This is a genomic window from Candidatus Methylopumilus planktonicus, assembly GCF_000981505.1.
In the GTDB taxonomy this organism is placed as follows: domain Bacteria; phylum Pseudomonadota; class Gammaproteobacteria; order Burkholderiales; family Methylophilaceae; genus Methylopumilus; species Methylopumilus planktonicus.
Genome location: NZ_LN827929.1, coordinates 213,808 through 234,301, shown reverse-complemented (window position 1 = coordinate 234,301; position 20,494 = coordinate 213,808). Strand labels below are relative to the sequence as shown.

General features: G+C 36.3%; 21 protein-coding genes. 14 read left to right on the top strand and 7 right to left on the bottom strand.

Annotation, left to right across the window (positions count from 1 at the left end):
* Positions 1-15: 15 nt before the first annotated feature.
* The 9 genes from polA (at position 16) to BN1208_RS01270 (ending at position 10,503) form a co-directional block, all read left to right on the top strand.
* Positions 16-2,745: a DNA polymerase I gene (gene polA / locus BN1208_RS01310; protein ID WP_046487058.1), complete on the top strand. Its 2,730-nt coding sequence runs from the start codon at positions 16-18 to the stop codon at positions 2,743-2,745.
* Between the two features lies 1 nt (position 2,746).
* Positions 2,747-3,481, top strand: a complete 735-nt coding sequence (locus tag BN1208_RS01305; protein WP_046487055.1) for a competence/damage-inducible protein A — start codon at positions 2,747-2,749, stop codon at positions 3,479-3,481.
* A 73-nt stretch (positions 3,482-3,554) separates the two neighbouring features.
* Complete coding sequence (gene dusB / locus BN1208_RS01300) at positions 3,555-4,565, top strand: tRNA dihydrouridine synthase DusB (protein ID WP_046487051.1); 1,011 nt, start codon at positions 3,555-3,557, stop codon at positions 4,563-4,565.
* Complete coding sequence (locus tag BN1208_RS01295) at positions 4,565-4,804, top strand: helix-turn-helix domain-containing protein (RefSeq protein ID WP_046487049.1); 240 nt, start codon at positions 4,565-4,567, stop codon at positions 4,802-4,804. Before dusB ends, BN1208_RS01295 begins: the two co-directional genes overlap by 1 nt.
* 2 nt (positions 4,805-4,806) lie before the next feature.
* The gene (gene purH / locus BN1208_RS01290) at positions 4,807-6,366 is read left to right on the top strand and encodes a bifunctional phosphoribosylaminoimidazolecarboxamide formyltransferase/IMP cyclohydrolase (RefSeq protein WP_046487046.1); all 1,560 of its coding nucleotides are present in this window, start codon (positions 4,807-4,809) and stop codon (positions 6,364-6,366) included.
* 3 nt (positions 6,367-6,369) lie between these two features.
* Complete coding sequence (gene purD / locus BN1208_RS01285) at positions 6,370-7,641, top strand: phosphoribosylamine--glycine ligase (RefSeq protein WP_046487045.1); 1,272 nt, start codon at positions 6,370-6,372, stop codon at positions 7,639-7,641.
* Between the two features lies 1 nt (position 7,642).
* Complete coding sequence (gene tsaC / locus BN1208_RS01280; protein ID WP_046487042.1) at positions 7,643-8,185, top strand: L-threonylcarbamoyladenylate synthase type 1 TsaC; 543 nt, start codon at positions 7,643-7,645, stop codon at positions 8,183-8,185.
* Position 8,186: 1 nt separating this feature from the next.
* Positions 8,187-9,095 carry an oxygen-dependent coproporphyrinogen oxidase gene (gene hemF / locus BN1208_RS01275; RefSeq protein ID WP_046487039.1) on the top strand — a complete coding sequence of 303 codons (909 nt, stop codon included), beginning with the start codon at positions 8,187-8,189 and terminating at the stop codon, positions 9,093-9,095.
* The gene (locus tag BN1208_RS01270) at positions 9,088-10,503 is read left to right on the top strand and encodes an amino acid permease (RefSeq protein ID WP_046487038.1); all 1,416 of its coding nucleotides are present in this window, start codon (positions 9,088-9,090) and stop codon (positions 10,501-10,503) included. Before hemF ends, BN1208_RS01270 begins: the two co-directional genes overlap by 8 nt.
* Before the next feature lie 29 nt (positions 10,504-10,532).
* Here the strand turns inward: BN1208_RS01270 and BN1208_RS01265 are convergent, their stop codons facing one another.
* The 3 genes from BN1208_RS01265 to ilvD all read right to left on the bottom strand — a co-directional run bounded on the left by BN1208_RS01265 (position 10,533) and on the right by ilvD (position 13,703).
* Positions 10,533-10,853 (bottom strand): c-type cytochrome, encoded by a 321-nt coding sequence (locus BN1208_RS01265; protein ID WP_046487036.1) that lies wholly within the window; start codon positions 10,851-10,853, stop codon positions 10,533-10,535.
* 88 nt (positions 10,854-10,941) lie between these two features.
* On the bottom strand, positions 10,942-11,841 hold the full coding sequence (locus BN1208_RS01260; RefSeq protein ID WP_046487034.1) for a D-hexose-6-phosphate mutarotase: 900 nt from the start codon (positions 11,839-11,841) through the stop codon (positions 10,942-10,944).
* 8 nt (positions 11,842-11,849) lie between these two features.
* Complete coding sequence (gene ilvD, locus BN1208_RS01255) at positions 11,850-13,703, bottom strand: dihydroxy-acid dehydratase (protein WP_046487033.1); 1,854 nt, start codon at positions 13,701-13,703, stop codon at positions 11,850-11,852.
* A gap of 63 nt (positions 13,704-13,766) precedes the next feature.
* Here ilvD and lgt point away from each other — a divergent pair, with 63 nt between their 5' ends.
* Complete coding sequence (gene lgt, locus BN1208_RS01250; protein ID WP_046487031.1) at positions 13,767-14,534, top strand: prolipoprotein diacylglyceryl transferase; 768 nt, start codon at positions 13,767-13,769, stop codon at positions 14,532-14,534.
* On the opposite strand, the gene BN1208_RS07440 is transcribed toward lgt, so the two are convergent.
* Both BN1208_RS07440 and BN1208_RS01240 read right to left on the bottom strand, forming a co-directional pair.
* The gene (locus BN1208_RS07440) at positions 14,531-14,710 is read right to left on the bottom strand and encodes a CstA-like transporter-associated (seleno)protein (protein ID WP_046487029.1); all 180 of its coding nucleotides are present in this window, start codon (positions 14,708-14,710) and stop codon (positions 14,531-14,533) included. The genes lgt and BN1208_RS07440 overlap by 4 nt on opposite strands.
* Positions 14,711-14,716: 6 nt before the next feature.
* Positions 14,717-16,714 (bottom strand): carbon starvation CstA family protein, encoded by a 1,998-nt coding sequence (locus BN1208_RS01240; RefSeq protein WP_046489150.1) that lies wholly within the window; start codon positions 16,712-16,714, stop codon positions 14,717-14,719.
* Positions 16,715-16,856: 142 nt separating this feature from the next.
* On the opposite strand from BN1208_RS01240, the gene coaBC reads away from it, so the two are divergent.
* From coaBC to rpmG, 4 genes are all read left to right on the top strand, one after another.
* The gene (coaBC, locus tag BN1208_RS01235; RefSeq protein ID WP_231854582.1) at positions 16,857-18,038 is read left to right on the top strand and encodes a bifunctional phosphopantothenoylcysteine decarboxylase/phosphopantothenate--cysteine ligase CoaBC; all 1,182 of its coding nucleotides are present in this window, start codon (positions 16,857-16,859) and stop codon (positions 18,036-18,038) included.
* Between the two features lies 1 nt (position 18,039).
* The gene (dut, locus tag BN1208_RS01230; RefSeq protein ID WP_046487025.1) at positions 18,040-18,492 is read left to right on the top strand and encodes a dUTP diphosphatase; all 453 of its coding nucleotides are present in this window, start codon (positions 18,040-18,042) and stop codon (positions 18,490-18,492) included.
* A gap of 84 nt (positions 18,493-18,576) precedes the next feature.
* On the top strand, positions 18,577-18,813 hold the full coding sequence (gene rpmB, locus BN1208_RS01225; protein WP_046487024.1) for a 50S ribosomal protein L28: 237 nt from the start codon (positions 18,577-18,579) through the stop codon (positions 18,811-18,813).
* A 9-nt stretch (positions 18,814-18,822) separates the two neighbouring features.
* Complete coding sequence (rpmG, locus tag BN1208_RS01220; protein ID WP_046487022.1) at positions 18,823-18,978, top strand: 50S ribosomal protein L33; 156 nt, start codon at positions 18,823-18,825, stop codon at positions 18,976-18,978.
* Between the two features lie 68 nt (positions 18,979-19,046).
* Here the strand turns inward: rpmG and rplQ are convergent, their stop codons facing one another.
* Positions 19,047-19,454: a 50S ribosomal protein L17 gene (gene rplQ / locus BN1208_RS01215; RefSeq protein ID WP_046487020.1), complete on the bottom strand. Its 408-nt coding sequence runs from the start codon at positions 19,452-19,454 to the stop codon at positions 19,047-19,049.
* A gap of 32 nt (positions 19,455-19,486) precedes the next feature.
* On the bottom strand, positions 19,487-20,473 hold the full coding sequence (locus BN1208_RS01210; RefSeq protein ID WP_046487018.1) for a DNA-directed RNA polymerase subunit alpha: 987 nt from the start codon (positions 20,471-20,473) through the stop codon (positions 19,487-19,489).
* Between the last annotated feature and the right edge of the window lie 21 nt (positions 20,474-20,494).

The following is a 20,494-nucleotide window of genomic DNA, read 5'->3' as shown; positions in this document are numbered from 1 at the left end:
TTTCAAAGTTAAACAATGAAAACACTATTATTGGTCGATGGCTCTTCTTATCTTTATCGGGCGTTTCATGGATTGCCTGATCTTAGAAACAGTCGCCAAGAACCTACTGGAGCTATTTATGGCGTCTTAAATATGCTCCGAAAAATCCACAAAGAGTTCCCTTCTGATTATAGCGTTTGCGTTTTTGATGCAAAAGGAAAAACTTTCAGGAATGATCTTTATCCAGAGTATAAGGCTAATCGATCAGCGATGCCTGATGATTTAAGAGCTCAAATTCAGCCGCTTCATGAAGCCATTACAGCGATGGGCTGGCCGATTCTGATTCAAGAGGGTGTTGAGGCTGATGATGTGATTGGTACCTTATGTAAGGAAGCCACTCAACATCAATTTAATGTCGTGGTCTCAACAGGCGATAAGGATTTAGCTCAGCTTGTTAATAAACATGTCACTTTAATTAATACGATGACGAATGAAAAACTTGATATCGAAGGTGTCAAAGACAAATTTGGGCTGATGCCTAATCAAATTATAGATTACTTAACGCTTATTGGAGACACCTCAGATAACGTCCCTGGCGTTGAAAAAGTAGGTCCTAAAACTGCATTGAAGTGGCTTAATGAATATCAAACACTCGACAATATCGTAAATAATGCTGCTCAATTCTCAGGTGTCGTCGGTGAAAATTTAAGGAAAGCGCTCGATTGGATTCCTAAAGCTAAGGATCTTATTACGATTCGATGTGATCTTGATATCGACAAAAATTGGGATAATTTCAAACCTAAAGCGCAAGACCCATCCACTTTAGAAAATTTATATCAGAGATTTGAATTTAAGAATTGGCTTAACGAAATTAAAGAAGGTAGCTCTGAGAATAATTTATCAGGTAAAAGTAGTGAAGAAAAAATATCTATCAAATCGCCTAGTCATTTTATTTCTAAAATAAAATACGACACAATATTCGACAAAGATCTATTACATGTATGGCTAGAAAAAATTAAAGAAAAAAAATATATCTGTGTCGACACAGAAACTAACTCGCTCGACACTATGCAGGCAAAAATTGTAGGTATATCGATAGCAGTAAATGCCGGGGAAGCAGCTTATATTCCTTTAGCGCATGATTATCCTGGAGCTCCGGAACAGTTATCAATTGATACTATATTAAATTTACTGAAGCCCATGTTAGAAGATGAAAAAATTAAAAAAATTGGTCAAAACATTAAATATGATGCGCATGTATTTTTAAATCACGGCATACATCTTAAAGGCATTATGCACGATACAATGTTACAAAGCTATGTGACGGAAAGTCATCAAAACCATGGCATGGATAATTTAAGCTTAAGGCATCTAGGTCACACCTGTGTCAGTTATGAAGATGTTGCTGGCAAGGGCGTGAATCAACTTAAATTCAATCAGGTTGATATTAATGTAGCATCTCATTATGCATCTGAAGATGCCGACGTCACTTTACAATTAAATCAATTCTTTAATCCTACAATTGAAAGCGATGTGTCACTTAAATTTATTTATGAAAATATTGAAATGCCTGCCGCTGGAGTCCTTTTAAAGATCGAAAGAAACGGTGTGCTTGTGGATGACAAAAAATTAAATGCACAAAGTCATGAAATTGGTAAAAAAATTCTACTGCTAGAAGAAGAGGCTTATCAATTAGCAGGACAGCCTTTCAATCTCGCCTCGCCTAAACAATTACAAGATATTTTATTTAATAAGCTAGGTATTAAATCTTTGAAAAAAACACCTTCAGGTGCTCCTTCTACGGATGAAGAAGTATTACAAGATTTAGCCTTAGATTATCCTTTACCCAAATTATTACTCGAACATCGGAGTCTATCTAAGCTTAAATCAACCTATACAGATAAACTACCAAAAATGATTAATGCCAACACTGGGCGGATTCATACAAGCTACAACCAGGCCGTAGCAATTACAGGGCGTCTTGCAAGTTCAGATCCTAATTTACAAAATATCCCAATCCGAACCCTGGAAGGAAGAAAAATAAGAGAAGCATTTATTGCGAATGAAGGCTCGTCCATTCTATCTGCGGACTATTCTCAAATAGAGTTAAGAATCATGGCTCACTTATCTCAAGATAAACGATTGCTTGAAGCTTTCAAGAATAATGAAGATATTCATAAATCAACAGCAGCTGAAATCTTTGGTTGCGACCTAGGTAGTGTTTCCCAAGAACAAAGGCGCTATGCAAAAGTGATTAATTTTGGCTTGATTTATGGCATGAGTGTATTCGGTTTATCAAAATCACTTGGTATTGAGCGCAGTGCGGCCTCAAATTATATTGAGACTTATTTTGCGAGATACCCTGGCGTTAAACGTTACATGGAGGAAGCAAAATTATTTGCTAAAGATAAAGGTTATGTAGAAACATTTTTTGGCAGACGATTATGGATTCCAGAAATTAATAGCTCGAATGGTATTAGAAGAGCTGCAGCAGAAAGAGCAGCAATTAATGCCCCCATGCAGGGCACTGCTGCTGACCTCATTAAGTTAGCGATGATTTCAGTCGATCAATGGCTTTCTCAAAACACACACTTAAAAACAAAAATGATTATGCAGGTACACGATGAGCTTGTGTTTGAAGTGCCTCAAGACGAAATCAATATTTTACGAAAAGAATTACCTCTCTTAATGGAGGGCGTTGCAAATCTTGATATTCCTCTTATCGTAGATATCGGCGTTGGATTGAATTGGGATACGGCACACTAGAATGGAATTTGGTACTTTAATTATTGGCGATGAGATTTTATCTGGCAAAAGACAAGATAAACATTTTGAATACTTAAAAAAAACATTAAAAAAATATGGCCTTTCATTGTCTTGGGTGAAATACATTCAAGATGATTCGAAAGATATTATTCAATCAATCAGACAATCAATAAAATCCAATACTATTGTTTTCTCTTTTGGTGGTATTGGTGCAACACCAGATGACTTTACAAGGCAGGCTGCTGCAGACGCTTTTGAACTTCACTTAACCAGAAATGATGAGGCTGTGAAACTGATTGAAGAACAGTTTGGTGAGGGAGCATATCCTAAAAGGATCTTGATGGCAGATATTCCAAAGGGCGCATTATTGATTCCAAATGAGATTAATAAAATCCCAGGATTTAAAATTAATGGTCATCATTTCCTACCAGGCTTCCCAGAAATGGCCTGGCCAATGGTTGAATGGATTCTCAATACTCACTATAGACAACTATTAAATCAAAATGACTTTGCTGAAGCTTCGATTTGGATAAATGATGTAAGTGAGAGTAAATTGATTGATTTGATGAATGAGATTGTAAAAAAATATCCAGAAATTAAACTTTTTAGCCTGCCGAAATTAAAACCTATGAAGACTATTGAGCTTGGTGTTAAAGGCCCATCGAAATTAGTCGCTGAAGCCATGCTAGAAATACAAGTCAAAATTGTTAATTTAGGCTATGAATGGCATAAGTAATTTGAAGTCTTCACTTTTATAAAAAGCCATTTGCCTATAAAATAGGCAACTTTCCCTAAGTAAATATACGACAGTGCAAATAGGCTCCATTTCCGTTAAAAATAATCTAGTAGTCGCCCCCATGGCAGGCGTCACAGATCGCCCTTTCCGCCAACTTTGTAAAAAGTTTGGTGCTGGCATGGCAGTAAGTGAAATGGTGACATCAAATTCACTTCTATATGGCAGCCAAAAAACTCTTCGTCGCGCCAATCACGAAGGCGAAGTAGATCCAATATCAGTTCAAATTGCTGGTGCTGATCCTAAAATGATGGCGGAGGCTGCTCAATTTAATGTGGATCATGGCGCTCAAATTATCGATATCAACATGGGATGTCCTGCAAAAAAAATATGTAACGTGATGGCTGGGTCAGCGCTTCTTAAAGATGAGCCACTTGTGCAAAAAATATTATCTTCCGTTGTAAAGTCTGTAAATGTTCCAGTCACACTAAAAATAAGAACTGGCTGGGACACTCAAAATCGTAATGCTATAGAGATTGCAAAAATTGCTGAAGGTATTGGCATTAAAGCATTAGCTATTCATGGCAGAACGAGGGCTTGTTTATATATGGGTGAAGCTGAATATGACACCATTGCCGAAGTGAAACAGTCAGTAAAGATTCCCGTCATTGCCAATGGCGATATCACTTCACCGGAAAAAGCTAAATATGTTTTAGATTATACGGGTGTAGATGGGGTAATGATCGGTAGAGCAGCTCAGGGCAAGCCTTGGATTTTTAGAGAAATTGATCACTATCTTAAAACAGGAATGCATTTAGATAATCCGTCTATTGATGAAATCAAAAATACTACCATTGCTCATGTGAATGAACTTTATAGCTTTTATGGTGAAAATGCAGGATTAAAAATTGCTAGAAAACATATTTCTTGGTACACAAAAGGATTAAAAAATTCTGCAAATTTTAGACACTATATGAATACAATTGAAACAGTCGATGCACAAATTAAAACTATCGAAGATTATTTTAATTTTCTTTCGATCGAATCTCCTTATATAAAGTATGAAGAAGAAATGTTGGTAGCTTAATGGAAAAGAAGACAGATATTTCTGATTGTGTAAACGAATCTCTAGATCAATACTTCAAAGATCTGGACGGCGAACACCCAACGAATGTTTACGATATGGTAATTGGTATGGTAGAGAAGCCACTCATTAGTTACATCATGGGTATTTCAAAAGGCAATCAAAGTAAGGCTGCAGAAATCCTTGGCCTTAATAGAAATACGCTTAGAAAAAAATTAAAACAACATAAGATTGATATTTAGTCATGATTGAAATCAAACGAGCCCTCATAAGCGTTTCAGACAAAAAAGGTATTATCGAATTCGCTAAGACGCTAATTAAATACAAAGTTGAAATTTTATCTACTGGTGGTACAGCAAAATTGTTTGCTGATAATAATATTCCTGTCATTGAAGTATCTGATTACACTGGCTTCCCAGAAATGTTAGATGGTAGAGTTAAAACACTTCATCCAAAGATACATGGCGGCATACTTGGAAAGAGAGATGACAAAAATCATCTGCAAACAATGGCTAAATCGAATATACCTTTAATCGATTTAGTAGTAGTGAACTTGTATCCATTCGAAACAACCATATCTAAAGAAAATTGCCCGCTTTCTGAAGCTATTGAAAATATTGATATCGGTGGTCCTGCAATGATTCGATCGTCAGCAAAAAATTATAATGGTGTAGCGATTGTTACTGATGCAGCGGACTACAAACTTATTGAAGATGCTTTAAGGCAAAATAATGGGTCACTTGATCTAGACTTGAGATTGAGTTTGGCCAAGAAAGCTTTTGAGCATACTGCAAAATATGATTCAGCTATTTCGAATTATCTTAACGGACTGGATATAAATAAAAATATAACTTACCCTAACAAACTTAACCTCGCATTTAATAAAAAAGTAGATTTACGTTATGGTGAGAACCCACATCAAAGTGCATCTTTTTATGTAGATGAAATATCCAATAAAGGCTCACTAGCAAGCTTTCAACAATTGCAGGGTAAAGAGCTGTCATACAATAACTTAAATGATGCGGATACAGCCTGGGAATGTGTTAAAGGCTTTAAGCTACCATCTTGCGTGATTGTAAAACATGCTAATCCCTGCGGCGTCGGATCTTCAAAAGACTTATTCGATGCTTATAAAAAAGCATTTTTAACTGATCCAACTTCGGCATTCGGCGGCATTATTGCTTCCAACGTTTCGTTAGACAAAAATACTGCATCTCAAATTATTACTCAATTTGTCGAAGTTGTAATCGCCCCATCTTACGATACTGAATCACTTAAAATATTTGAATCAAAACCAAATATTAGATTATTAAAAGTTTCGCTCGATAATAGCTTTAATGCTTTTGAATTGAAAAAAATTGGTGGTGGCTTACTTGTTCAATCACCAGACAATTTCAATATAGATATTAATCATTGCAAAGTAGTTTCTAAACTTAAACCTAATGAAGAACAAATAGCTGACATGCTTTTTGCATGGCGAGTTGCTAAGTATGTTAAATCAAATGCCATTGTATTTTGTAAAAACAATCAAACCATAGGTATCGGCGCAGGTCAGATGAGTAGAGTTGATAGTACCAAGATTGCTTCTATAAAAGCACAGAATGCAAATCTTGATTTAACAAATTCTGTGGTCGCTTCAGACGCTTTCTTTCCCTTTAGAGATGGGATTGATGTCATTGCCGCTGCTGGTGCAAATTGCGTTATTCAGCCAGGCGGAAGCTTAAGAGATGAGGAGGTCATCTCTGCAGCTGATGATTTAGGTCTTGTAATGTTATTTACTGGATATCGGCACTTTAGGCATTAGTTTATGAAAGTTCTAGTCATTGGAAGTGGCGGTAGAGAACATGCAATGGCATGGAAACTTTCTCATAGCCAAAAAATAAATGCTATTTTTATTGCGCCAGGCAATGGCGGAACTCACCTCAATCCAAAATTCAACAATATTGATCTGACCGATATTAATCTTCTTTCAGATTTTGCAATTAAAGAAAAAATTGACCTCACTATTGTTGGTCCAGAGCTACCGCTTTCCAAAGGCATTGTTGATTTATTCAGATCTAAAAATTTGAATATTTTTGGACCCACTCAAAAAGCTGCTCAACTTGAAAGCTCTAAGGATTTTGCCAAAGATTTTATGTATAGGCACAACATTCCTACTGCAAAATATAGAACATTTAAAATGCCAGATGAAGCGCATCACTATGTTAATGAGCATGGCGCGCCCATTGTTATTAAAGCGGATGGGTTTGCTTCTGGAAAAGGTGTCGTTGTTGCGCTGACAGTCGATGAAGCTCATGATGCAATTGACTTTATGCTTGTAGACAATAAATTTGGAGATGCAGGAGCGAAAATTGTAATTGAAGAATTTCTTGAAGGTGAAGAAGCTAGCTTTATGGTGATATGTGATGGCAAAACAATTCTCCCGCTTGCTACAAGTCAAGACCATAAAAGACTTTTAGATCATGATATGGGGCCTAACACAGGCGGTATGGGAGCATACTCTCCTGCACCTATAGTTACTAAAGAAATTTATTCTAAAGTCATGGATGAAATTATCTACCCCACTATTAATGGTATGGGCAAAGATGGCATTCCATTTACTGGATTCCTTTACGCAGGTCTCATGATTACTAAAAAGGGTGATGTAAAAACATTAGAATTTAATTGTCGAATGGGAGACCCTGAAACACAACCCATTCTCATGAGGCTTAAAAGTGATTTGTTTGAAATTCTATACACGGCAGCTCTCGGACAAATTGATTCATTAGAAATCGAATGGGACACAAGAACAGCACTAGCTGTTGTTTTAGCGTCGGCAGGTTACCCTGAGTCCCCAAAGCTAAATGATGAAATTCATATTGAAGATCGCATTATTCCTGATAGTTATATATTTCATGCAGGCACTATATACAAAGATAATAAACTTCTAACTTCAGGCGGCAGAGTTTTAGCCGTCACTGCGCTTGGTAATTCTTTAAAAGAGGCGCAAATTCAAGCTTATGAGGCTATCAGTACTGTTAAATTTAATGGCGCCCAATATCGACAAGATATAGGTTACAGAGCATTAAATAATAATTAAATTGGCTAACCAACGCTTAATCCGTTATCTAAAACAAGGTGGTGTTATAGCCTATCCCACTGAGTCCTGTTATGGATTGGGTTGTGATCCAAAAAATAAATATGCGGTAGAAAAAATTCTATGGTTAAAAAAAAGGTCTCGATCAAAAGGTTTTATTTTAATTGGCTCCAAGATAAATCATTTGCGAGCATATATGAAAGATCTGTCAGAGACACAAAAAAAAGAAATGATGGATAAATGGCCCGGCCCTCATACTTGGTTAGTACCTGCGTCTAATTATTGTCCCTCATGGTTAAAAGGGGGCAGTCATAATATTGCTATAAGACTCCCTAAAGTTAAAAGCACTTTGAATTTATTAAATTCAATCAACTTTCCAATCACCTCAACAAGTGCTAACTTAAGCCATAAACAATCCATCAAAACTATTAGGGCATGTAAAAATTTGTTTAGGAGTAAAGTGAAGATTATTGATGGGAATATTGGTAGTGAAAAAAAACCTACAACGATTCAAGATTTTGTTAGTAGAAAAATAATTAGAAAATAATATGATTAATTCAAATGTAGTTTTTGAGTACTTTAATAATCTTCAAACAAATATTGTCGAAACACTTCAAATTGTTGATGGGAAAAATTTTATTAATGACTCATGGCAACGAAAAGAAGGTGGCGGTGGGACTTCTTGCCTTTTAGAAAATGGAAATATATTTGAAAGAGCTGGTGTTGGATTCTCGCATGTCGTAGGTGACAAGTTACCAGGCTCGGCAAGTGCTGCTCATCCAGAAGCAGCAAATAGAAAATGGGAAGCTATGGGGTTATCACTAGTCTTGCACCCTAGAAATCCATATGCCCCGACGGTGCATATGAATGTAAGATTTTTTATTGCAAAAAAAGAGGGTCTTGACGATATATGGTGGTTTGGCGGTGGTATGGATTTAACCCCTTATTATGGCTTCGATGAAGATGCAGTACATTTTCACCAAACATTGAAAACTATGCTTGATCCATATGATAAAAAACTTTATTCAGAATTTAAAAAGAATTGTGATGAATACTTCTATCTAAAGCATCGTAAAGAGCCTAGAGGGATTGGTGGTATTTTTTACGATGATTTTAATAGTTTAGGTTTTGATAAGTCTTTCAATTTAAACAAATCCGTAGGTGATGTTTTTTTAAATGCTTATCTACCAATTCTTCAAAGAAGAAAAGATATTCATTTTACAGAGAAAGAAAGAGACTTTCAGTTGTATCGACGTGGTCGTTATGTAGAATTTAATTTGATATTTGATCGTGGCACTCTATTTGGTTTGCAATCTAATGGTAGAGCTGAATCAATTTTAATGTCGATGCCGCCAATTGTTCAATGGAAATATGATTGGAAACCAGAAACAGGTAGCAAAGAAGAAAAATTATATACATATTTTTTAACGAATAAAGATTGGCTAAGTCATGAATAATCTATTTAAAAAAATTCTTCGAAAAAAAAATATTAACCATAAACATCCAGCGCATTTAAAAAAATGTCTGAGTGCATTGGATCTTACATTGCTAGGTATAGGGTGCATCATTGGAACAGGTATATTTGTTTTAACTGGTATTGCGGCTGCTAATCAAGCTGGTCCTGCAGTTATTTTATCTTTTGTAGTATCAGGCTTTGCTTGCGCTTTTGCAGCATTGGCTTATGCAGAACTTTCATCATCGATTGGTGGCTGTGGAAGCGCCTATGGTTATAGTTATGTTGCTTTTGGTGAATTCTTTGCATGGATTATTGGCTGGATTCTACTCATGGAATATGGAATGTCTATTGCTGCAGTTGCAAATGGATGGTCTGGATATTTCAATAACGCTCTTACCGCTATGGGTCTAAGCCTTCCAGAAGCATTATCTAAAGCTCCTTCATTAGGCGGTATAGTTAATCTTCCAGCAATGGTCATTATACTAATAATTATGTCCTTGCTTATTATTGGAGCAAAGCAAAGTGCTAAATTTAATGCTGTGATGGTTTTTATAAAACTTTTAACCATCACGCTATTTATCTCAGTTGCTATGTTCAATGTGAATCCGGCTAACTGGCATCCCTTTATGCCTTATGGATGGTTTTCGACATTACCTGATGGAAAAACTGTTGGTGTTCTTGCAGGCGCTTCTTTGGTTTTTTTTGCGTACGTTGGTTTTGATGCGGTTTCAACCGCCGCTGAAGAGGCAATCAATCCACAAAGAGATCTGCCTAAAGGTATTATTGGCTCACTTGCTTTTTGTACTGTGATATACATTATTGTTTCATTATTGCTTACAGGTGTTGTTCCATATCAAGAACTAAATGTATCTTCTCCTGTTGCTTATGCGCTCCAAAAGATTGGCTTTCAATGGGCTTCTGCTGTTGTTTCTACTGGTGTTATTGCCGGACTCACAACCGTAATGCTTGTTCTTTATTACGCTTTAACAAGAATTATTTTTGCAATGAGCAGAGATGGGTTACTTCCTCATTCTTTATGCGAAGTGAACAAAAATACCAACACCCCTATAAAAGTTATTGTTTATTGTGGGCTATTAATCTCATTAATTGCTGGATTTATACCACTTGGCACTTTAGCTGAGATAGTGAATATTGGAACATTAGCTGCCTTTGTGATTGTTTCACTGGGTGTCATTTTTATACGAAAACTTCATAAAAATAATAAGGCAACTTTTAAAAATAAATGGCATCCTCTTATTCCTCTCTTGGGAATTTTTTCATGTGGCGCTTTAATGTTTTTCTTGCCGGTTGAAACTTGGAAAAGATTTTTAATTTGGGTATTAATTGGAGTTGTTTTTTATTTTACTTATTCAATAAAACATAGTCACCTAAATAAAAAACCGGCCTAAGCCGGTTTTTTTTTAGGTTCAAAACTTAATTAAAGTGATAAAACCCATGAAACGATTGTTTTGATATCCTCATTTTTAACTTGAGGGTGAGGCGGCATTGGAACTGGGCCCCAAACACCACTACCACCTGCTTTAATCTTGGCTGCTAATTTTGCTTCAGCACCTTTGTCGCCCTTATATTTCGCTGCAACATCTTTATAAGATGGTCCAAGCACTTTTTTTTCAACGGCATGACAAGCTAAACATCCGCTTTTTTGAGCTAATGCTTCAGCAGCTTTAGCATCTGCAGCCTGAGCTTGATTTGCTATAAACATACTAACCACTGCCATACTTAGAATCACTGATTTCATATTATTTCCGCCCTTAAATTGATTTTACAATTATTATAATACTCCTAATTTTATTTGAATTAAAAGCAATTTAAATAAAATTATACTATTAATATTCTTGAACTAAATACTCAGCTATTAGGTTATGAGACTCATTCGGGTAGACCATAACACTATTTTCTAGCGCATTAACACTTTCCACACAGATCATTTTTTTCCATTCATCTTCAGTCCCCATATCAACCATAGTTTTAACTTTTTTATCCCACGGCGTCCAAATTACTGTTGATTCACTGTTTTCTTTTTGTACAATAATTTTTCGATCAAATCCCTTATCATGAATCACACATGTATCTTTTGTATTTAAATAAACTCTATCAAATTCAGCATCAAATTTAATTTGATCTTCTTGAGTGAATTTTTTATATCCCCTCGCTTTGTCTGAATAGATTTTATTTTCTAATCCAGTCACTTCAATATTTTCAATATCACTTATCTGAAAATAAGTGTGATATCCCTCACCAATCAAGAAAGGTTGTTCAGATAAATTCGTTGTTTTAAGATCAAGATGGATTGAACTACCAATCGTAATAGAAAATTCTAAATTAAATTGATATGAAAGCTGTCTATTCACTTCGGGCGTTGGAAGCATTACAAATGTCACTTTAGTAGCTCCACTTTCCAAATCAATAACCTCATTAATACGCCATGGAATAACTCTAGCAAATCCATGCGGACAAAAGCTTCCATCTGTAGGGTGAGCGCCAAACCAAGGCCAACAGATAGGTACGCCACCTCGAATAGATCTTCCATGCATATATCTCGTATTACTTGAAAGCCAGAGCACTTCATTTTTTATATCGTGTGGCTTCCATTGCATAATATGAGCGCCTTGAAGCGCAATCTTTGCTGAAGCAAGCCTATTATCAATCGTAATAAATTTTAAACCAATTTCATTTTGTGTAATCTTGTAGCTTTCAGCAGCTGATATATATTTTTCACTTATCATTTTAAAAATTAAATTTCCTCTAACTTTGAAATATCCCGAATAGCTCCTCTATCAGCGCTTGTAGTCATTAATGCATAAGCTCTTAATGCTTGAGAAACTTTTCTTATTCTTGGTTTAGGTTTCCAGGCATTCTTAACATCAGCATTCATCTTATCTTTTCTTTGAAGAAGGATTACATCGTCAATCATTAAATTAATTGTTCTATTTGGAATATCAATCTCAATTTGATCGTTTTCTTCAATTAATGCAATTTCCCCTTGCTCAGCAGCTTCAGGGGAGACATGGCCAATACTTAATCCAGAAGTTCCTCCAGAAAATCTTCCGTCAGTTAAAAGTGCACAAACTTTACCAAGGTCTTTTGATTTTAAATAAGTGGTTGGATAAAGCATTTCTTGCATGCCAGGTCCGCCTCTTGGCCCCTCATATGTAATAACAACTACATCACCTGCAATAATCTTGTCCCCTAAAATAGCAGTAACTGCCTCGTCTTGTGATTCAAAAATACGCGCACGTCCTTTAAATTTCAAAATACTCTCATCAACACCTGCTGTTTTAACAATGCAGCCATTACGTGCAATATTTCCAAAAAGTACTGCAAGTCCACCATCTTGGCTATAGGCGTTTTCTTTATTTCGAATACATCCAGAGGTTCTGTCGTCGTCTAAAGTTGGATAAAGCATACTCTGGCTGAACGCAATCGTAGTAGGTATACCTCCTGGCGCTGCACGATAAAAGTTTTTTACTTCCTCATTTTTGGTCGTCACAATATCCCAATGATCTATTGCTTCACCTAAAGTGTTAGAGTGAATAGTAGGAATATCCCTATGAATTAGAGTTGCACGGTCAAGCTCTCCTAAAATTCCCATCACACCTCCTGCTCTGTGAACATCTTCCATATGGAACTTATCTGTGGCAGGCGCTACTTTTGCTAAGCAAGGCACTTTTCTTGAAATACGATCTATATCTTTCATCGTGAAATTTACTTTAGCCTCATGAGCTGCCGCAAGCAAATGAAGAACTGTATTTGTTGAGCCTCCCATAGACACATCTAAAGTCATAGCATTTTCAAAAGCTTTAAAACTTGCAATATTTCTAGGCAGTGCACTTTCATCTTCACCTTCGTAATATCGCTTCGCTAAATCAACAATAACTCTTCCAGCCTCTTGAAATAATTTTTTTCTAGCTGCATGAGTTGCTAAAGTACTTCCATTACCGGGCAGACTTAATCCTAAGGCTTCGGTTAAACAGTTCATTGAATTTGCTGTAAACATTCCTGAACAAGAACCGCATGTTGGACATGCTGATCGTTCAATTTCATCGGATTCTTTATCAGAGACTCTTGTATCAGCGCCTGCTACCATTGCATCTACTAAATCTAATTTCTTGATTCCACTATTCCAATTGACCTTACCCGCTTCCATAGGGCCGCCTGAAACAAAGACCACGGGAATATTAATTCTGAGCGCTGCCATAAGCATGCCGGGCGTTATCTTATCGCAATTAGATATACAAACAATGGCATCTGCACAGTGAGCATTAACCATATATTCGACGCTATCTGCAATTAGATCTCGGCTTGGTAGGCTGTATAGCATACCGTCATGCCCCATAGCTATCCCGTCATCTACTGCGATGGTATTAAACTCTTTTGCAACACCGCCATGTTTTTCAATTTCTCTTGCTACAAGCTGCCCTATATCTTTTAAATGAACATGCCCTGGAACAAACTGTGTAAATGAATTACAAACTGCAATAATTGGCTTTGTAAAATCACCATCCTTCATGCCTGTGGCGCGCCAAAGTGCGCGGGCACCAGCTTGATTTCTGCCATGAGTAGTCGTTTTAGAGCGATATACGGGCATAATGACCTCTTAAAATTACAATCAATTTAAACAATTATTTTAACTTATAATTACAACAAACTTATGCTTATTCATCCCCAAATAGACCCTGTAGCAGTTAATCTTGGACCGTTTCAAATTCATTGGTACGGAATTATGTATCTTTTGGCTTTTGTGGGATTTCTTCAGTTAGGTAAAGTTCAAATCAGAACGCGTCTATGGCTATCTTGGAATGAAAAGATGTTGGATGATGCTTTTTTTTATGGTGCTATTGGCGTTATTGCAGGCGGGCGATTAGGTTATATTTTGTTTTATCAATTGCAATACTATATAAATCAGCCAATTGAGATCATTGCATTATGGAAAGGTGGCATGTCATTCCATGGCGGATTTTTAGGTGTAGTTATCGCCATGATACTTTTAGCCAAAAAATATAAAGTATCTTTACTGTCGATTTTAGATTTCATCGCGCCATTGGTTCCTCTTGGTCTTGCATTTGGTCGCATTGGAAATTTTATTAATGCAGAGTTATGGGGAAGACCCACACAATTTTTCTTAGGTATGATCTTCCCTAATGTAGACAGCTTAGCAAGGCATCCTTCTCAACTATACGAATGCTTTCTTGAAGGTTTTATCATGTTTATAGCCCTTTGGTTTTATTCAAAACAGAAAAGGGAAACAGGCCAGATATCTGCTGTTTTTTTGATGCTATACGGAACTTTTAGATTTTTAGTTGAATTTACAAGGGAACCCGATCATTTCTTAGGGCTACTATTCCTCAATCTTTCAATGGGACAATGGCTATCTATTCCTATGCTCATCGCTGGTATTTATCTCTTTAAAAAAAGCTAACAACAGCGTTTTATGCCACTCCATTTTTTATCAAGTGTTGCTTGATAAAATTGTTGTTTACTCATGAGCTTATGTTTATTTGAACACTGCTTATGATTCATCACATAAAGATCATAGAGATCATCTCCTGATAATCTTCGTAAAAATACATATATTAATTTAATTGCTTTTAGCATGACTTATTAATTCTTTTTTAAAAATAAAATTCTTAACATATCAATCACTACTGTCCACAAAATAATAAGTAAGAAGAGAGTAATAAAAGCATCTAGTTTTTGATTAAAAATTAACTGATGAGTAATGGAAATTTTACTGTCCTCGATGAGCCCAATATTTATTTTATCTGTCAGATCTCTAGCTGCTGCCAGAAATCCAACTCTAATATCTTGACTAAATATTTTCTGATAAGCAGCAGTAGTGGTTACAATAATTAACCAAATTAAAGGTAGTCCGGTGACCCAAGCGTATTTTAATTTGTTCGATTTAATAAGAATGCCAGTGCCTACAGATAATGCAATCGCTGCCAACATTTGATTCGCAATACCAAATAAAGGCCATAGAATATTTACACCGCCATTAGGATCTATCACACCGATGTATAAAAAATATCCCCAACAGCTTACAACGATTGCGCTACTTAAAATAATTGATGGCATCCATGAAGTTTGACCAAACTTCGGGTAAATGTTGCCAATCATATCCTGTAACATAAATCTTCCAACGCGAGTGCCTGCATCTAAAGTAGTGAGAATAAATATTGCCTCAAACATGATGGCAAAGTGATACCACATCGCCAATAAGTTTGTACCAAATGCCTTGCCAAATATATTTGCCATACCCACCGCTAATGAAGGGGCTCCGCCAGTTCTAGCAAAAAGTGATGTTTCACCCATATTTTTTGCAAGCAATTCCATTTCCTCAACTGTCACTTTAAATCCCCATGAGTTTATTTTTTGAATGGCATCGGCAGCTTCTGATCCAACAACTCCCACAGGGCTATTAATTGCAAAAAAGATACCTGGCTCTAATACTGTTGCGGCTATTAAGGCCATAATAGCTACGAAAGATTCTAAAAGCATCGCACCGTATCCAATCATTGGAATATATTTTTCGTTATCCAGTAGTTTAGGTGTTGTGCCTGAAGCGATTAAAGAGTGAAATCCAGAAATTGATCCACACGCGATGGTAATAAAAACAAAGGGAAATAGACTGCCACCAAAAATAGGGCCTGTACCATCTGTAAACTGGGTCAGAGCTGGCATTTTGATTTCTGGTTGTAAGGTTATAATTGCAACCGCTAGAACAATCACCGTACCTAATTTTACAAATGTCGATAGATAGTCTCTCGGCGCTAACAAAAGCCAAACCGGAAGAACTGCTGCTGCAAAGCCGTAAAAAATAATAGCCCAAGCCAACGTCAAACTATCATGATCAAAATAAGTTCGTAGCGTCTGGGAATGGTCAATTAATCCTCCAGCAAAAACGGCCAAAAGTAATAATCCGAATCCAATTAATGAGGCCTCAAGGACTCTGCCTGTCCTAATGGACCTTAAATAAATCCCAATAAAAATTGCGATAGGTATTGTTGCGGCAACTGTTGATGTTGCCCAAGGGCTATGCTTCATAGCATTCACAACCACCAACCCTAAAACAGCAATCAAAATAACCATGATTAAAAATGTACCAATCAATGAAGCAGTTCCACCAATTACACCAATTTCATCCCTTGCCATTTGTCCTAAACTTTTTCCGTTGCGCCTCGTCGAAAAAAATAATGTGGTCATATCTTGAACAGCGCCTCCTAATACAGCGCCTATTAATATCCATAACATGCCAGGAAGATAACCAAACTGGGCTGCTAACGTAGGGCCAACCAAAGGGCCTGGCCCAGCAATCGCGGCAAAATGGTGGCCAAATACAATCCATTTATCTGTAGGAATAAAGTCTTTGTCATTCTGCAGTCTCAGAGCTGGTGTTTTTCTATGCTCGTCAATGACTAGAACTTTTGCTGCAATCCAGCTTGCATAGAATCTATAAGCAATCATGTATATACATACAGCAGCAGTAATAAACCAAACGGCGTTGATACTCTCATTGCGACTCAGTGCAATTGTTGAAAATGCGAGAGCCCCTAATATAGCTAGTAGAATCCAAATTATATTTTTAAAGTATTTTTTAATCACAATGTATCCGATCTGATATCTAAATTAATTTATTGCCTTATATATCTTTGATATACTAACTTCCCACTCAACCTATTAATTATATGTAATTAATAAAAATTAAAATAACTAAATTCATCGCGACTGCGTAAATCTTATCTTGGCATCTCATAAAATAATCATCGGCGTTACAGGAGGCATAGCTGCATACAAAGCAGCTGAATTAACTCGCCTTCTCGTTAAAAACGACTTTGACGTTCAAATTGTTATGACAGAATCTGCGAGTCATTTCATAACGCCTCTTACGTTTCAGGCTCTATCAGGCAAAGAAGTTTTAACGAGTTTATGGAAAAGCAATGCTAATAATGGGATGTCGCATATAGAATTATCAAGGGATTACGATCTCATTGTTATTGCGCCTGCCAGCGCTAACTTCCTAGCAAAATTATCGCATGGTTTTGCTGACGACCTTTTATCGTCCTTATGCTTAGCAAGAACTTGCCCCATTGCCGTTGCTCCTGCCATGAATGTTCATATGTGGGCCAATGAAGCTACTCAACGTAATGTTTCACAATTGAAAAAAGATGGTGTGTTGTTTTTTGGTCCCGATTCAGGGGAGCAAGCTTGCGGTGATATAGGGTTTGGAAGAATGATGGATACTGAAGAATTATTCATAACAATTCAAAATCATCTCACACCTAAAATCCTCAAAAACAAAAAGATATTAATTACTTCTGGTGGCACAATTGAAATGATCGATGACGTGAGAGCGATTACAAATCTTAGCTCGGGCAACATGGGCTCTGCAATCGCTAATGCTGCAGAATCTATGGGTGCATCAGTCACTGTAATTAAGTCAGGCAATCAAAAATTTTCAAAAAATATAAATGTTATTGATGCAAGTAATGCACATTCGATGCATGAAGCTGTCCTTAAGCATATCGATGGACAAGATATTTTTATAAGTGTTGCAGCTGTTTCTGATTTCACTCCCAAAGAAAAATTCAATGGGAAATTAAAAAAAGACAATTTAGATATGACGCTTCAGCTCAAACCTACAATCGACATTCTTAAAGAAGTAGGATTATCTAAAAACAAAATCTTTAAAGTAGGCTTTGCTGCAGAAAGTGAAAATCTCATTGAAAATGCACAAAAAAAACTAAAGACCAAAAATTTAGATTTAATTGTGGCAAATTTAATTCATGAGTCTATGGGTTTACAAGATACTAAAGTTTCAATAATTGGCAAAAACGATGTTATTGATTTACCAAAATCAAATAAAATGGTTGCAGCAAAAGCTATTTTAGAAGAAATAGCTCATCGTATAAATTCGGACAAATAACATGAGCCTAATAATTGATTTTAAAATTTTGGATAAACGTATCGAGGAAATGCTGCCTAATTATGCATCACCAGGTTCAGCAGGTCTCGATTTAAGAGCATGTACTGAGCACGTACAAACGATTAATCCCGGCGAAACTTTTCTTATACCCACTGGTATTTCTATATTTATTAAGGACCCTGCTTATGCAGCCCTCATTCTTCCTAGATCCGGCTTAGGGCATAAACATGGTATTGTTTTAGGTAATTTGGTAGGTCTGATAGATTCAGATTACCAAGGTCAATTGTTAGTTTCTTGCTGGAATCGTGGCGAGAACGCCTTCCTGCTCAATCCTATGGAGCGTATCGCGCAACTGGTCATCGTGCCGGTTATCCAGGCTAAATTTAACCTTGTAGCAGAATTTCCTGAGACAGACCGAGGTGAAGGTGGCTTTGGAAGTACAGGTAAAAATTAACGAATTCACTTGAAAAGACAGTGGGTTATGTGGTTTAATAACACTCTTTTTCGAAATTATTGTAACAAATAAAGGATTTAAATTATGGCTCGCGTATGTCAATTAACCGGCAAAAAACCAATGTCTGGAAACAACGTATCTCACGCCAATAACAAGACCAAAAGACGCTTTTTACCTAATTTACAAAACCGTAAATTTTGGGTTGAAACTGAGAATCGTTGGGTTTCAATGAGAATTACTAATGCAGCGCTTAGAACAATCGATAAACTAGGCATTGATGTTATTGTTAAAAAAATGCGTGCAGCTGGCCAGAAAATTTAAGGAATATATATGCGTGAAAAAATCAAATTAGAGTCTAGTGCTGGTACTGGACATTTCTATACCACAACAAAAAATAAACGAACCATGCCTGACAAGATGGAAATCAAAAAATTTGATCCTGTCGTTAGAAAACATGTAATTTATAAAGAAGCAAAAATTAAATAATTTTAAGCTTTAACAAAGACAATAAAAAAGCCAGCATTAGCTGGCTTTTTTATTTATCTGATCGTACTTTATTCTGCTACTACCTCTTCTTTAGGAGCAGGTGCTGCAACTTCAACAATAGGTCTATCTACAAGCTCAACAAAGGCCATAGGCGCATTATCTCCATCTCTGAAGCCGCACTTCAATATTCTTAAATAGCCACCTTTTCTTGTGTTATAACGCGGACCTAACTCAGCAAATAACTTAGTCACAATATCTCTATCTCTTAAACGGCTAAAGGCTAAACGTCTATTAGATAGGGTTGCATTTTTTGCTAACGTAATAAGAGGTTCAGCTACTTTTCTAAGCTCTTTAGCTTTTGGTAATGTAGTTTTAATAATCTCATTTTTTAATAGAGAGGTAGCCATATTTCTCAACATTGCTTGTCGATGACTGCTCGTTCTATTTAGTTTTCTATGACCATTTGCGTGACGCATACTCTTACCCTCAAATTTTTCTTATTTAATGATTACGCTTTTTCTAAACCTGCTGGAGGCCAGTTCTCTAATTTCATACCTAAAGTTAAGCCTTTAGAAGCGAGAACATCTTTAATCTCGTTAAGTGATTTTCTTCCAAGATTTGGAGCCTTTAAAAGCTCATTTTCACCTCGTTGAATTAAATCGCCAATGTAATAAATATTTTCTGCTTTTAAACAGTTTGCTGATCTAACAGTGAGCTCTAAATCATCAACAGGTCTTAATAAGACTGGATCGACTTGAGGCGCTTGCTTCACTTCAACTTCAGTTAAAGCACTTTCCAAGTTTGCAAATACAGAAAGTTGTCCCATTAAAATTCTAGCAGCGTCTCTAATTGCTTGTTCAGCATCAATAACGCCGTTCGTTTCAACATCCATGATCAATTTGTCTAAGTCTGTTCTTTGTTCTACACGAGCACTCTCAACAAAATAACTTACTTTGTTGATCGGGCTAAAAGAAGCATCTACCATAATAAAACCTAGAGTTTTATCTTCCTGATTTGATTTTCTTCTTGCTGGAACTGGTTGATAACCTCTACCCATTTCAACTTTAACTTCTAAATTTAATTTTCCGCCTTTTGTAAGGTGTGCAATTAAATGATTTGGATTGATAATTTCAGCATCGTGATTTGTTTCAAAATCAGCAGCTGTCACCGGACCTTCGGTAGTTTTGTTTAATGTGAGAGTTGTCTCAGATTTATTATGAAGCTTTAATGCAACACCTTTTAAATTCAAAAGAATATCAACCACGTCTTCTTGCACGCCATCTAAAGTTGAATACTCATGAACTACGCCATCAATCTTAACTTCGGAAATTGCGAAGCCAGGAATTGAAGACAATAAAACGCGTCTTAATGCATTACCTAACGTAAAGCCAAAACCTCTTTCCATAGGCTCTAGAGTTACGCGAGCTCTTACCGGGTTTATAACTTCAACATTTACGATTCTTGGTTTTAAATATTCTGTAGGACTATTTTGCATTATGTATCCTTATCAATAATT